Raw genomic sequence first — 12,826 nt, forward strand, 5'->3', positions numbered from 1 at the left:
CAGGAATATTCGTCCAATAGATATCAGGTATAAATGATTATTTGAAATATGGATAATCCATGCGTCATTGATTGCACCAGACTCAATAAAAGTGATGTGACGCATGCACGCATTTCTGGACAAATTTACTTTGAAAATCATCCGCCCGGAATGACTGTCAAGCTCAAAAAGTCAGGGGTGCCGTCATAGAGGGAAGGGCGCAGCTAACTTCTACTTGCAGAAGAATTGGTATCAGGGGAGGAGTTTTACGCCAGGCAAATGCCCGCACATTCCCGGCGAGTCCAGTGAAATTGACTAAAGTCGGAGCTGGCAATATCTATAGGGGCGAATGTAAGTCATGGCCACTCATTGGCAGATAAATTGCCGGACCAAGCATCTTTTTGGATTCAAGAAAAGCTGGCTGACTGGCAGAGCGCACCAATAAATTGCAGTGCGTGCCAGTCAGTTGAGCGTCAGTAGTATTGGAGTAAGGCTGTTCCTTCCGCCTTTATCGGAGGACATGGTTTTTTTGTGGATCAGCTTGGACCGCATCGAAATCCATGGCCTGCATTAAACATTGAATGACGTCACTGTACGTTGCGGCGGGTATAAATGTACTGATGCGCGAGCCATTTTGTGCCGCTGCCATCGGCCAGGATGAAGTACTGGTTTTTGACCTCGTTATCTGGACCAGATTTTTCATAGACTTGTTCCATCCTCAGCAATTGACCAGTGACCACATTGCCACTGCCTGGTACGACAAACGGGTCGAATTGCACGCGGATGCGCTCCGCATTGTCCTTGTCAAAGCTCCAGGCGGGCATAAGGCCGACTGCCACGCGGGCATCCATCGACAGATATTCCCAGCGCCCCGTCACGCGGTTGAACCCAAGATAATCCAGGCGATTCACACCTTTGCCGACTGTATCTGCAGAGGGATGTAGTAGCTCTTGTAAATACAAGCCGACCATACGTCTTTCGGCAACTTGTCCGCGGATGATTTTTGGTGTCGCACCGGGACGCGACCAGGCTGTCTCAACGACATCCCACAGGCCGACACGGCTGGAAAGTGCTTCACCCTCGCGGCCCAGAATGTTCATACTGGCGGGCGTGATATCTTTGGCTGTTGGCGCCGCAGTTGTTTGTGCATGTACAGAAATGGTGAAGATGGTATTGATGGCAGCAACAAGTATAAGTTTTAATAAGTTGTGCATGGCAATTTCCTAAAAAAATAAATGTGTCGCAGATATGACTTTGGCGCCGACATACGTTGCAGTTGTCTGCACCGGAGTCGGGCATAGCTTGAATGCCGTGATATCTCAACTATGTTCAAGGCGGTGTGGACAGGGATCAGGCTGGTGATTCGAAAGTGCCAGGACTATTCACAGTAGCTCGCCATTCGGAAGTTCGTTCTTTCCGTGCTTCTGCCAATGCCTTGCGAACACCTGCGGCGTTGTAGTCCTTGAGATATCCCGGTGAGCCCGGTTGCTGGCGCCATGATTGTTCTATCGAACCTGCGTCAACGGCTTCAAAACCAATTTCTTCGACAAGCTGCATGACGACTGCTTTGTCTTTCATATCATCGCCTGCGACTGCCAGCGCCACCCGGTCGGTCGGTGCATCAGGCTTACTCATGCTTAGCAGGTGATCTGCCAGTATGCTGTTGAACACTTTGATTACTGGACGTCCAAGCTGCTGCTCAACCCAGGCACTTTCTGTCATTCCCGTTTCAACTTCAACAATCAAACCGTCACGGTGTTGCGGATAATAGTTGCTGGTGTCGATGACTATCAAGTCTGCAGGGGCATTGCTGAACAGGTCTTTGGGCAGGCTGGCGACCGCTACCATGGGGATGGTCACGACCACAATCTTACTATCCTGCACAGCTTGAGTGATCGTCACTGGACGGGCACCAGTTTCATTTGCCAAATCCTGCAGCGAAGATGGGCCACGTGAATTGGCTACTGCCACATCGTGCCCTGCCTTGGTGAACAAACGTGTCAGTGCGCCGCCGATATTGCCAGAGCCGATAATTCCGATTTTACTCATGATTTCTTTCCTTTTTTAACGCCGCTTTTGAGGCTGAGACGGTGATATTATTCCAATCTGAATCGCGCATAAATACTGATATTTGTATGTGTGTAACAACCAGGAGTATGGAATGGACAGACTCGCAAGCATGGCTGCCTTTGTCAAAACAGTGGAAGTTGGCTCTTTTGCCGCAGCTGCCAGTGCGCTGAACATGTCGCCCCAGATGATCGCCAAGCATGTCAGTTGGCTGGAAAGGCGCCTTGGCACGCGCCTGATCAACCGGACTACCAGGCGGCAGAGCCTGACCGATATCGGCAAGTCTTATTATGATCGTTGCAAGATGGTGTTGGCCGATGCAGACTGGGCTGATTCGCTCGCCGACGAGGTGAAGGGTGCGCCGAAAGGGCGCTTGCGTATCAATGCGCCGGTGTCGTTTGGCACATACGCGCTGACACCTGTCATTGCCCGCTATTTGCGACAGTATCCGCAGGTAGAAATTGATCTGGTACTGAGTGACCGCTATGTTGATCTGGTGGAAGAAGAGTTTGAGGCAGTGTTTCGTATAGGCCGTTTGAGTGATTCCAGCTTTATCGCGCGCCAGCTTGCACCATTTCGCCTGGTCGCCTGCGCATCACCAGACTATCTCAAAGAAAGGGGTGTTCCCGCCACGCCGCTTGATCTGGAAAAACATGAGTGCCTGGCTTATGCATCCAGCACTGGTTCAACCGCCAGCGAATGGCGCTTTATGCGTGGAGCAGAAAAATTCCATGCTCAGGTCCGGCACCGCTTGCAACTCAACGATGCAAAGGCATTGCTGGTTGCAGCCTTAAATGGGATAGGCGTGGCTTATATTGCAGAGGACCTTGCGCGTGAAGATTTGCGCACTGGTCGTCTCGTTAAAATTTTGCCTGATTATGAAACACCATCACGGCCCGTGCATCTTATCTACCATCCTGACCGCAGGCAGACTCCCAAGCTGAAGAGTTTTATTGACACAGTCGTTAGCGAGCTTGGTATGTAGAGGTGCTTGAGTAATTAAGATAGAAACGGTGCGCATGGCGCACTCTACCGAACGCAGGCCTTATCTTTCTATTGATTTAATTAGCAAGTCCTCTAACCAGAACCTCATTCCAAAGTCATTTAACTGTTTTTCTTGGGTTTGCTATACCAAAGCGCATTCACAATAATCCAGCGGTCTTCAAATTTACCCATGTGGAAGTAATCGACAAACCATGGGGTTTCCAGGCGTACTGAGGCTGCCTTGTCTGTTACGTCCAGGACAGTACAACTGCGGTTCCATTCTGCCTTCGGTGTTTTAAGTGCGCCTGCCTTGGTCAGGCCGACCAATTCTTCTTTAGACATGCGCCGCAGGCCCAGGCGTTCGTCCGGTGTGTCGCCTATCACGGCGCGCTTTGCCAAGTCGGGATGTAGCGACCTGGCTACCCGCTTGGGATCTGCTTCCAGTTGGCCGTCGATATAGTCGTAGCAAGTGGCTTCGATGGCGGCAATCGTCGCAGCATCAGCGGTGGTTTGATTGCTGCCAGGGCCGGCATAAAAGGTAGCAGCGATGAAAAGGGTCACAATGGACATGGCGTTGGGTTCCTGATTGAGTGCGGCTTTTAAAAGATCAAAGACGGGGTGACATGAAGAATGACATATTTGTCGATACCTTGGCAGGTATCTCCTTGCCTGACGCTTGATTGAGCAAAACCATCAATCTACCTTGACCCGGCATATTCATGTTGGTTCCCGGCATTTGTTCGCGTTGCTATCTTCAGCCAAAAAATTCACAGCTACAAAAAAAAGCCCCGCAAAAGCGGGGCCCGTAGTAGTGATACGTATTAATGCTTATTTATGCAGGATCAGATCAGGACGTTGATAATCGCATTGCCTATACCTATCAATGCGGCACCAGAGATCAGGCCAGCGCAGATAGGTTCGCAGCCTTCTACCCAGAACTCATGGCCTTTACTGCCAGGTGTGCTGTTACGGCTACCCATCCACCAGAAAATCGCTGCGCCTATCCACATTGCCAGGCAGGATTCTGGTGGCAGGATGACGCCCAGGCCGATTGAGACGGCGGACAGCGGGAAGCGACCCTTGGTGATGATACGGGCAATTTCGATGATGGTAGCCGCTACTGCTGCCACGATGATGCCGGTGATGGCAGATGCTGGCAGGCTGCTGAAGCCTTTGGCGATCAGCTCGGCCACGCCTTTCCATTGCATCGCGCCCGGGAAGGCAAATTTGTCGGAAACGATAGTGGCAGTAGAACGTATGCCGTCAGCATCTGGCGGCAGGAACAGCAGGAAGTACAACGGTACGCAAGCCAGCGCGCCGGAAAAAATACCGATGATATGGCCTATCGCCTGCTGCCTTGGTTTCGCGCCCAGCATGTAGCCAGGTTTGATATCAGACAACAGATTGGATGCATTCGATGCCACTTCCGCCGTCATGCCCGCAGGTATCAGATTGTTGGCAGGGTTGGTGCTGTCGATCGCACCCATGCTGAACTGGGTGATTTTTGACAAGGTGCCTGTTGGTGTCCATGAGGTCAGCGCCATTGCATTGGCACAGATGATAGTCAGGATGAATACCAGGGGCAGGGTGATGATGGACATCAGCCAGGGTACGCCAAAGAACTCATGCGTGGTCCAGGCAGCCAGGATACTGAATACAGGGATACCTATGTAAGACATGATCAGCGGTACTTCGATATGATCAAGCACAGTGCTGGTCTGGTCTGCGACTTTCTTGGTGTCAGATTTTTTGAACAGGCTGGTGAACAGTTCAGGCTTGGCCGCCAGGCTGATGAAGGAGGCCACCACCATCATCGAAACCGCCCACCACAGGCCCCATTGATTGACGATCTCGGTACGGGAAATAGGTACCAGTTTGCCGCTAGGAGCGATCCGTTCGACGATATCGCCACGTTGTATCATCCACGGTGCCAGGAAAACGAAATTGATAATGGTGCCCAGCAAAACGCTGCTGGCGACACGTATGCCCATCAGGCCGCCGACGCCCAGCATTGCAGCATCGAGGGTAAAGCGCAGACCCAGTGCACGGAAATCTGTACCCAGGATTTTTGGGATCAGCATGTCATATTTGACGGCAGCGGCGTAATAGTAAGAATCAAACCGCTCCTGGAAATGCCATGCTTCTGTCATGCCTGCCCATTTGTCCATGCGCAGGATTTTGAACTGTATCAGTTTCATCCAGCCATCGCTGGTGATCATTTGGTAGATTGCCGTCCACATCGCAGAGAAAGCCATCAGGCGCGCCTTGTACATGCCGCTCGCAGCTTCGCCGGTATATACCGCATCGAGCACCACGCCGCAGGCACGTCCTTCAGGGAAGGGCAGTTGGTCTTCATTGATAAAGCGGCGCTTCATAGGGAAGGCCACAAGCACACCCAGGATGGAGCAGATACTCATCCATACCACCAGATGCCACCAACTGACTACAGTGCCACTGATCAGCATATAGGCTGACAGCACGGTATTGAGCGGCATGGTCATGTAGCCAGCAGCTGTTGCTATGGATTGCGTGCAGTTGTTTTCAAGGATAGTGAAATCCTTGGCCAGGCCCAGATTGGCGAGTATCTTGAAAATCGCAAAGGCCAGGATGACTGAGGTCAGGCCTACGCCTATCGTGATACCGGTTTTGGCACCGATGTATAAAGCAGTTGCCGACAATATGCCGCCAAGCAAAAAGCCAGTGAATGCCGAGCGTATGGTCAACTGCGCCATGTCACCCCGGTAAATATTGGCAAACCACCACTCGTCCTTTTGGGCGCGGGTCCAGGTTCGTATTTGCTCATCGCTTAATTGTTGCAGCGCCATATTTTCTCCAAAGCGGTTGTCTTGCTTGATGATGATGCCCAGCTTGTCGATGCATACGCAAGATCATTGCAAATATGAAACACAAAGCCGGAAATATGAAAATTTTCTTTCAGGTGCGGCAGTATCCAAGCGACAGATGTTTTCTGTCAAGCGGACCGTGTAAAAATTTGCTGTCTTGTGTTATTTGCGACGATTCATAACTTAGCAGGCACAAAAAATGAAGATTAGGGCATCTATTATGCAAGGCTATAAATTGTATAAACAATAAAAAACCCCGCAACTTGCGTTGCGGGGTTTTGAGCAATGCGACTCTGTAAGAGTAGCTAGCAGCTATTACATCATGCCGCCCATACCACCCATACCGCCCATACCACCCATGTCACCACCACCCATGGATGGCTTGTCTTCAGACAATTCAGCAACCAGAGCGTCAGTAGTCAGGATCAGGCCAGCAACAGACGCGGCATTTTGCAATGCAGAGCGAGTTACTTTAGCTGGATCCAGGATACCCATTTCTATCATGTCGCCGTATGTGTCATTGGCAGCATTGAAGCCGTAGTTGCCTTTGCCATTGATGATGGCGTTAACAACAACGCTAGGTTCGCCACCGGCATTTGCAACGATTTCACGCAGAGGTGCTTCGATTGCTTTCAGAACCAGTTTGATACCTGCTTCTTGATCAGGATTGTCGCCCTTGATTTCGCCAGCAGCTTGACGTGCGCGCAGCAGGGCAACGCCACCGCCAGGAACAACGCCTTCTTCTACGGCAGCGCGAGTTGCATGCAGAGCATCTTCAACGCGTGCTTTTTTCTCTTTCATTTCAACTTCAGTTGCAGCACCAACCTTGATCACAGCAACGCCGCCTGCCAGTTTGGCAACGCGTTCTTGCAGTTTTTCACGGTCGTAGTCAGAAGTTGCTTCTTCGATTTGCGCGCGGATTTGTTTAACGCGTGCTTCGATACCAACAGCCTGGCCAGCGCCATCGATAACGGTCGTGTTTTCTTTACCGATTTCGATACGTTTAGCTTGGCCCAGATCAGCCAGAGTTGCTTTTTCCAGTGTCAGACCAACTTCTTCAGCGATCACTTGACCACCGGTCAGGATAGCGATGTCTTCCAGCATGGCTTTGCGACGGTCGCCGAAGCCTGGAGCTTTAACAGCTGCAGTTTTCAGGATGCCACGGATGTTGTTCACAACCAGAGTTGCCAGCGCTTCGCCGTCTACATCTTCAGCGATGATCAGCAGTGGGCGGCCGGATTTTGCAACTTGTTCCAATACTGGCAGCAGGTCACGGATGTTCGAGATTTTTTTGTCGAACAACAGGATGAACGGGTTTTCCAGGATAACGGATTGTTTTTCTGGATTGTTGATGAAGTATGGTGACAGATAGCCACGGTCAAACTGCATACCTTCAACGATGTCGAGTTCGTTGTCCAGGGATTTGCCGTCTTCAACAGTGATCACGCCTTCTTTGCCGACTTTGTCCATTGCTTTTGCAATGATGTCGCCGATGTTTGCATCGGAGTTAGCAGAGATGGAACCAACTTGAGCGATTTCTTTGTTGGTTGTTGTTGGCTTGGACAGCGTTTTGATTTCAGCAACGATGGCTGTAACCGCTTTGTCGATACCGCGTTTCAGATCAGTTGGGTTGAAGCCAGCTGCTACATATTTGAAACCTTCGCGAACGATGGCTTGTGCCAGAACTGTCGCTGTCGTTGTGCCGTCACCAGCGTTGTCAGAAGTGCGGGAAGCCACTTCTTTCACCAGTTGTGCACCCATGTTTTCCAGCTTGTCTTTCAGTTCGATTTCTTTAGCTACAGAGACACCGTCCTTAGTGACTGTAGGTGCGCCGAAAGAGCGTTCCAGAACAACGTTACGGCCTTTAGGGCCCAGGGTAACTTTAACTGCGTTCGCCAGGATGTTGACGCCATTGACGATTTTCGCGCGTGCGTCATCACCAAAAATTACTTGTTTAGCTGCCATATTAATTCTCCGAATTCTTTAATTGATATCGTGGATGTCGATTACTTCTGTACGACCGCGAAGATATCTTCTTCACGCATCACCAGAACTTCGTTGCCGTCAACTTTGACAGCCTGACCAGAATATTTACCGAACAAAACGCGGTCGCCGACTTTAACGTCCAGGGCGCGCACAGTACCGTTGTCCAGCAATTTGCCAGGACCAACAGCCAGCACTTCACCTTGATCTGGCTTTTCAGCAGCAGCGTCAGGCAGAACGATACCGGATGCGGTTTTTGTTTCTTGATCCAGGCGTTTCACGATCAGGCGATCATGCAGGGGACGAAGGTTCATACTAGCTCCTTTAAATTTGCGAGTAATTACTATTGGAATTCAATTAAGCTGGGGAAAGACTTTGTTAGCACTCTCTCCCAACGAGTGCTAAGTATATGGGCGGGGGTTGGGCTTTTCAAGAGCTAAAAAAGGGATAAACTAATATTTCTTTAATAATCAAGGGTTTGGCAGTTTTTATCAGCATGATTTTGTGATGATTTCCATGTTTTTGAGATGTGGTTTCACAAAATAATTGTATTTTTATTTCCTTTTGGAAATTAATTTCCGCTCATTTATTGGGTTGATATTGTCTAATTTGAAATTTTTTCCGCCTCTTTCTGACAAAACTGTCATCTAACTGTCACCTCTCTGTCCAGGCAGGGCTTCTACACTTTCCATCGTCGCGCATGGGTTTGCGGCTTGTGTTTATACAAATCATGGAAATTTCAAGGAGCAGGATGATGGTAACAGGTGGTGTCCTTTCGGGTTTTGACCGGGGTGAGGGTAGCTCGCTCAAAGTTTTATGTGCTGGCGTGGGTATCAGTCTGATGTTGTGCTTTTCACCAGCAATGGCGCATGAACATCATCATGGCCCCGCTGTGGCTTGTGCTGCGGATAAAGTTGATGGCAGCAAGCCAGTTTTCATGGCAACCACAGCGAAGCCGTTCGCTGCGCTGATGGATGATGCCATGCAGCTTATGGATGAAGGTATGAAATGTGCGCCCATGAATGGTCAGAGTGAGCATGACTTTATGAGCATGATGATTCCTCATCACCAGGGTGCCGTCGATATGGCCAAGGCGGTTTTACTGTATAGCAAGGACCCGGCCGTCAGGAACCTGGCACTGGGCATCATCGCTGAGCAGCAAAACGAAATCAAACTCATGCAGCTCTGGTTGCAGCAGCACCCTCAGGCTGCCGGCAAATAGTTCTTACTCATTAGTCACTCAGTCGTTACTCCGCCAGAGTTTAAAACCTGGGTTATTCCTCTCACTTCAAAAAAAATCATCATGAAAAACAAATCAGCGCTCGCATTGATTGCGGCAAGCACTCTTATCGCACACACAGCCTGGGCCCTGCCTTCGGCGCGTGATCGGGTATATACGGCAGACCAGAACAGCAATACCATCTCGGTATTCAACCCCGCCAGCAATACCCTGGTCGGGCAGATCAGGCTCGGTAATCCGCGTCCTGATGTCTTGTCGCCCTTGTACAAGGGGCAGATCAATGTGCATGGCATGGGGTTTTCGCCAGACCATAAAACCTTGCTGGCGATAGCCAATGGTTCCAACTCGGTAGTATTTATTGATACTGCCACCAACAAGGTCAAGGGCACGACTTATGTGGGCCGTTCGCCGCATGAAGGTTTTTTCACGGCAGATGGTAAAGAGGTCTGGGTGGTTGTGCGTGGTGAAGACTATATCTCGGTCATAGACCCAGTTACTTTCAAGGAGACGCGGCGTATACAGACCGACCTGGGGCCGGGCATGGTGCAATTCCATCCTGCTGGCAAGCTGGCCTTTGTGGTGTCGAGCTTCACGCCCATGGTCGATGTGATTGATGTAGCTACGCATGAAGTCATCAAGCGTATCAAGGTGGTCAGCCCGTTCTCACCGTTTTTGCAATTTACGCCAGACTTTAGCCAAGTGTGGATGACGCACAAAGACGTCGGCAAAGTCACCCGCATCGACACAAAAACGCTGGAAGTGACCGGCGTGTTTGATACCGGCTTTATTTCCAATCACCTGGCTTTTGCCAACATTGATGGCAAGACACTGGCCTATGTAACCATAGGCGGTGAGAATGTCGTCAAGGTATTCACGACAGAAAAAGAGCCCAGATTGCTGGCCAGTATTGCAACCGGAGCCTTGCCACATGGCATATGGGCGTCGGACGATCACAGCCGCATGTATGTCGGGCTGGAGAATGGTGATGGCGTTGATGTCATTGATACCGTCAGCAATAAAGTCATTGCCCACATGGCTGGTGGCCAGGCCCCGCAGGCGCTGGTGTATGTATCTAACGTGGTCGAGAGTGGCGATAGTGCCAATGGTGCAGCGAATCTGGTCCCGCGTAGCAATAATGAGCCGGTGAACATAGGTTTGAAACCCGTGAATGGTGAGGGCAGGGGCTTTGTCGTGTTGCGTAATCTGGGTATAGTCGATGCGCTGGAAGTGGCCTTGTTCAAGCTCAAGCCAGAAACTGTATATACGGTTTATCTTGATGGGCAAAACACCGTATTGGGCCGTTTGAAGACCGATGCGAAAGGCGCAGCCAATGCAACTGTGATAGGCCCTGTGAGGGAAGCGATAAAGGCAGATGCCAGCATCAAAGCTCAACGACTGATTGTCATGGAAGGCAGTAAGGCACTGAATGCAGAGTTAGCTGTGATGGTGAGCACAAATTAATCCAGGCGATGGCCGGATGGTAGAATCCGGCCATCAACGCGTCATGCATACAGGATACGGATGACCATATTAGTCATAGAAGATGATCAGAAAACCGGCGACTACCTGAAGAAGGGTTTGCGCGAATCAGGCTATGCCGTTGATCTTGCCAGGAATGGCGTTGATGGCCTGCATCTGGCCATGGAGCAAAGCTATGAACTGGTCATTCTTGATGTCATGATGCCCGGCCTTGATGGCTGGACAGTGATGCAATCGCTGCGCAGCAAGCAGGATATGCCTGTCATCTTCCTGACTGCGCGCGACCATGTCGATGACAGGATACGCGGCCTGCAACTGGGCGCAGATGATTACCTGGTCAAACCCTTTTCATTTACTGAGCTTGTGCTGCGCATCCGTACCCTGTTGCGCCGTGGCGTCAGGCGCGATGCCGACATCTACCAGGTCGCCGACCTGCAGCTTGATACCGTGCGTCATAAAATCACCCGTCAAAATTTACCCATCGTATTGACCAGTAAAGAATTCATGTTGCTGCATCTGCTGATCAAGCACCAGGGTGAGGCATTGTCGCGCACTATCATCGCATCCCAGGTATGGGACATGAATTTTGACAGTGATACCAATGTCGTTGATGTTGCCGTCAAACGCCTGCGTGCCAAGCTGGATGCGCCGTTTGAGAAAAAACTCATCCACACCGTGCGTGGCGTGGGCTATATGTTTGCGGAAAATCCATGAACTTCTGGCGTGTATGGAGCCTGACCCGGCGTGCGACCACACTGTTTTCTGTGCTGGTTTTTGTCATCATGAGCAGTCTTGGCATGTATTTATATACCTCGGCCAGGCAGGCTTTGGAGCAACGTGCTGACTATACCCTGATAGGCAGGGTAGAGCACTTCCGTACCCTTTTCCGTGATCTCTACAATATCCAGCAGATGGAAGCACACCCCACCTTGTTTGAAAGCATGCTCGGCAATGAACAGGATGTGCGTATTTTTCGCAGGCTTGGTGATGCGCCTTTCATCAACGTCAATCCCGGGGCGATGTCACCGCCAGCGATGAAGCCGGTTGATCTCGGCGTGCCACTGACGCTCGCTGCCTTGCGTGACGGTAAGCGCGATGATGGCGTGCGGGTACGCTGGGTAGCAGCCCTGGCAGAAGTGGGCAATCATAAAGACAAGGTGGAAATCATCGCCGCCTATGTGATGACGCAAGAATCTGGTGTGCTGTCAACTTACCTCTTGCGCGTGATTGCCGCAGTTGCATTGACGGTGTTGCTGACCAGCGTATTGAGTTACCTGATCTTGCGACGCGGCCTCTTGCCTGTCGCGACGATGAGCCGTCAGGCCGGGCAGATCAGCCCTAAAAACCTGTCCTTGCGCCTGTCAGCAGCAGATATGCCGCCGGACTTGCGCAAGTTGGCCCTTGCATGCAACGACATGCTGGACAGGCTGGAAGCAGGCTTCCAGCAACTTTCTCAATTCTCATCAGACCTGGCGCATGAATTGCGCACACCCGTCAATATCCTGATGGGCCAGACCCAGGTGGCCTTTGCGCAGGTCAGGGAGGTGGATGAGTATGAAAGCCTGCTTGAATCCAATCTCGAAGAATATGCCCGGCTGGCGCGCATCATCGAAAACATCCTGTTTCTCGCTCACATCGATCATGCAGGTTTTGTGGTCGAAAAAGAGCCGCTATCAATGGCAGCAGAGATGGGCAAGCTCATTGATTATTTCGACATCCTGGCACAAGAGCGCGACATGCATTTTGCTGTCGATGTCGGTGGTATTGATGGCATGGTCCATGCCAATCCCCTGATGCTGCAGAGGGCACTCAGTAATCTGTTCATCAACGCCATACGACATGGGCAAGCCGGGAGGGTGATACGGGTGAAAGCCATCGCAAGCACCGAAGGGGCGAGGATCAGCATCATCAATCAATGTGCTGCCATAGAGCAGCCGCAACTGGACAAAATGTTTAACCGCTTTTACCGCGGTGACAGCGCCCGCAACAGCCATACAGAATCAAATGGCCTGGGCTTGTCCATCGTCAAGGCTATTGTCGATTTGCATGGCGGACATATCAGTGTCAGTTATAACAAGAATGAACAGGCTATTGTTTTGGAGTTGTTTTTCCCGGCGTAAAAGAGGCGGATCATTCAGCATTAAATTTTTTTAATATTTATGTTGGTTATATAACCAAAATTACTTGTATTTTGGACTTTTCTGGATTAGGCTTCAAATATTGGTTGATTAACCAAATATTGAAAATAGCT

The 12,826-nt window shown here is 50.6% G+C and carries 11 protein-coding genes; 5 read left to right on the forward strand and 6 right to left on the reverse strand.

Going from position 1 to position 12,826, the window contains the following annotated elements:
• Window positions 1–566: 566 nt before the first annotated feature.
• Window positions 567–1,193 (reverse strand): hypothetical protein, encoded by a 627-nt coding sequence (locus tag ACO0LN_RS03140; protein ID WP_422970925.1) that lies wholly within the window; start codon window positions 1,191–1,193, stop codon window positions 567–569.
• A gap of 136 nt (window positions 1,194–1,329) precedes the next feature.
• Window positions 1,330–2,028 (reverse strand): NADPH-dependent F420 reductase, encoded by a 699-nt coding sequence (locus tag ACO0LN_RS03145; RefSeq protein ID WP_422970926.1) that lies wholly within the window; start codon window positions 2,026–2,028, stop codon window positions 1,330–1,332.
• A 112-nt stretch (window positions 2,029–2,140) separates the two neighbouring features.
• Between ACO0LN_RS03145 and ACO0LN_RS03150 the strand changes: the two genes are divergently transcribed.
• Window positions 2,141–3,031 carry a LysR family transcriptional regulator gene (locus tag ACO0LN_RS03150; protein ID WP_422970927.1) on the forward strand — a complete coding sequence of 297 codons (891 nt, stop codon included), beginning with the start codon at window positions 2,141–2,143 and terminating at the stop codon, window positions 3,029–3,031.
• Window positions 3,032–3,150: 119 nt separating this feature from the next.
• Here the strand turns inward: ACO0LN_RS03150 and ACO0LN_RS03155 are convergent, their stop codons facing one another.
• From ACO0LN_RS03155 to groES, 4 genes are all read right to left on the reverse strand, one after another.
• Window positions 3,151–3,600 (reverse strand): nuclear transport factor 2 family protein, encoded by a 450-nt coding sequence (locus ACO0LN_RS03155; RefSeq protein WP_422970928.1) that lies wholly within the window; start codon window positions 3,598–3,600, stop codon window positions 3,151–3,153.
• Between the two features lie 272 nt (window positions 3,601–3,872).
• Entirely contained in the window at window positions 3,873–5,855 is a 1,983-nt protein-coding gene (locus tag ACO0LN_RS03160) for an OPT family oligopeptide transporter (RefSeq protein ID WP_422970929.1), read from the reverse strand.
• 333 nt (window positions 5,856–6,188) lie between these two features.
• Window positions 6,189–7,838, reverse strand: coding sequence for a chaperonin GroEL (groL, locus tag ACO0LN_RS03165; protein ID WP_162059682.1), 1,650 nt, complete (start codon window positions 7,836–7,838; stop codon window positions 6,189–6,191).
• A gap of 41 nt (window positions 7,839–7,879) precedes the next feature.
• Window positions 7,880–8,170 (reverse strand): co-chaperone GroES, encoded by a 291-nt coding sequence (gene groES, locus ACO0LN_RS03170; protein WP_110257032.1) that lies wholly within the window; start codon window positions 8,168–8,170, stop codon window positions 7,880–7,882.
• 527 nt (window positions 8,171–8,697) lie between these two features.
• Here groES and ACO0LN_RS03175 point away from each other — a divergent pair.
• From ACO0LN_RS03175 to ACO0LN_RS03190, 4 genes are all read left to right on the forward strand, one after another.
• On the forward strand, window positions 8,698–9,078 hold the full coding sequence (locus tag ACO0LN_RS03175; RefSeq protein WP_422971270.1) for a DUF305 domain-containing protein: 381 nt from the start codon (window positions 8,698–8,700) through the stop codon (window positions 9,076–9,078).
• 81 nt (window positions 9,079–9,159) lie between these two features.
• On the forward strand, window positions 9,160–10,557 hold the full coding sequence (locus ACO0LN_RS03180) for a YncE family protein (protein WP_422970930.1): 1,398 nt from the start codon (window positions 9,160–9,162) through the stop codon (window positions 10,555–10,557).
• A 60-nt stretch (window positions 10,558–10,617) separates the two neighbouring features.
• Window positions 10,618–11,289: a heavy metal response regulator transcription factor gene (locus ACO0LN_RS03185; RefSeq protein ID WP_422970931.1), complete on the forward strand. Its 672-nt coding sequence runs from the start codon at window positions 10,618–10,620 to the stop codon at window positions 11,287–11,289.
• The gene (locus ACO0LN_RS03190) at window positions 11,286–12,695 is read left to right on the forward strand and encodes a heavy metal sensor histidine kinase (protein ID WP_422970932.1); all 1,410 of its coding nucleotides are present in this window, start codon (window positions 11,286–11,288) and stop codon (window positions 12,693–12,695) included. Before ACO0LN_RS03185 ends, ACO0LN_RS03190 begins: the two co-directional genes overlap by 4 nt.
• The last annotated feature ends 131 nt before the right edge of the window (window positions 12,696–12,826 follow it).

Origin of the sequence: Undibacterium sp. TC9W, from assembly GCF_049339865.1 — a bacterium.
Lineage (GTDB): Bacteria > Pseudomonadota > Gammaproteobacteria > Burkholderiales > Burkholderiaceae_D > Undibacterium.

Coding starts and splice junctions, on each gene's coding strand:
- ACO0LN_RS03140 (WP_422970925.1), bottom strand. CDS start 1,193: ATGCACAACTTATTAAAACTTATACTTGTTGCTGCCATCAATACCATC.
- ACO0LN_RS03145 (WP_422970926.1), bottom strand. CDS start 2,028: ATGAGTAAAATCGGAATTATCGGCTCTGGCAATATCGGCGGCGCACTG.
- ACO0LN_RS03150 (WP_422970927.1), top strand. CDS start 2,141: ATGGACAGACTCGCAAGCATGGCTGCCTTTGTCAAAACAGTGGAAGTT.
- ACO0LN_RS03155 (WP_422970928.1), bottom strand. CDS start 3,600: ATGTCCATTGTGACCCTTTTCATCGCTGCTACCTTTTATGCCGGCCCT.
- ACO0LN_RS03160 (WP_422970929.1), bottom strand. CDS start 5,855: ATGGCGCTGCAACAATTAAGCGATGAGCAAATACGAACCTGGACCCGC.
- groL (WP_162059682.1), bottom strand. CDS start 7,838: ATGGCAGCTAAACAAGTAATTTTTGGTGATGACGCACGCGCGAAAATC.
- groES (WP_110257032.1), bottom strand. CDS start 8,170: ATGAACCTTCGTCCCCTGCATGATCGCCTGATCGTGAAACGCCTGGAT.
- ACO0LN_RS03175 (WP_422971270.1), top strand. CDS start 8,698: ATGTTGTGCTTTTCACCAGCAATGGCGCATGAACATCATCATGGCCCC.
- ACO0LN_RS03180 (WP_422970930.1), top strand. CDS start 9,160: ATGAAAAACAAATCAGCGCTCGCATTGATTGCGGCAAGCACTCTTATC.
- ACO0LN_RS03185 (WP_422970931.1), top strand. CDS start 10,618: ATGACCATATTAGTCATAGAAGATGATCAGAAAACCGGCGACTACCTG.
- ACO0LN_RS03190 (WP_422970932.1), top strand. CDS start 11,286: ATGAACTTCTGGCGTGTATGGAGCCTGACCCGGCGTGCGACCACACTG.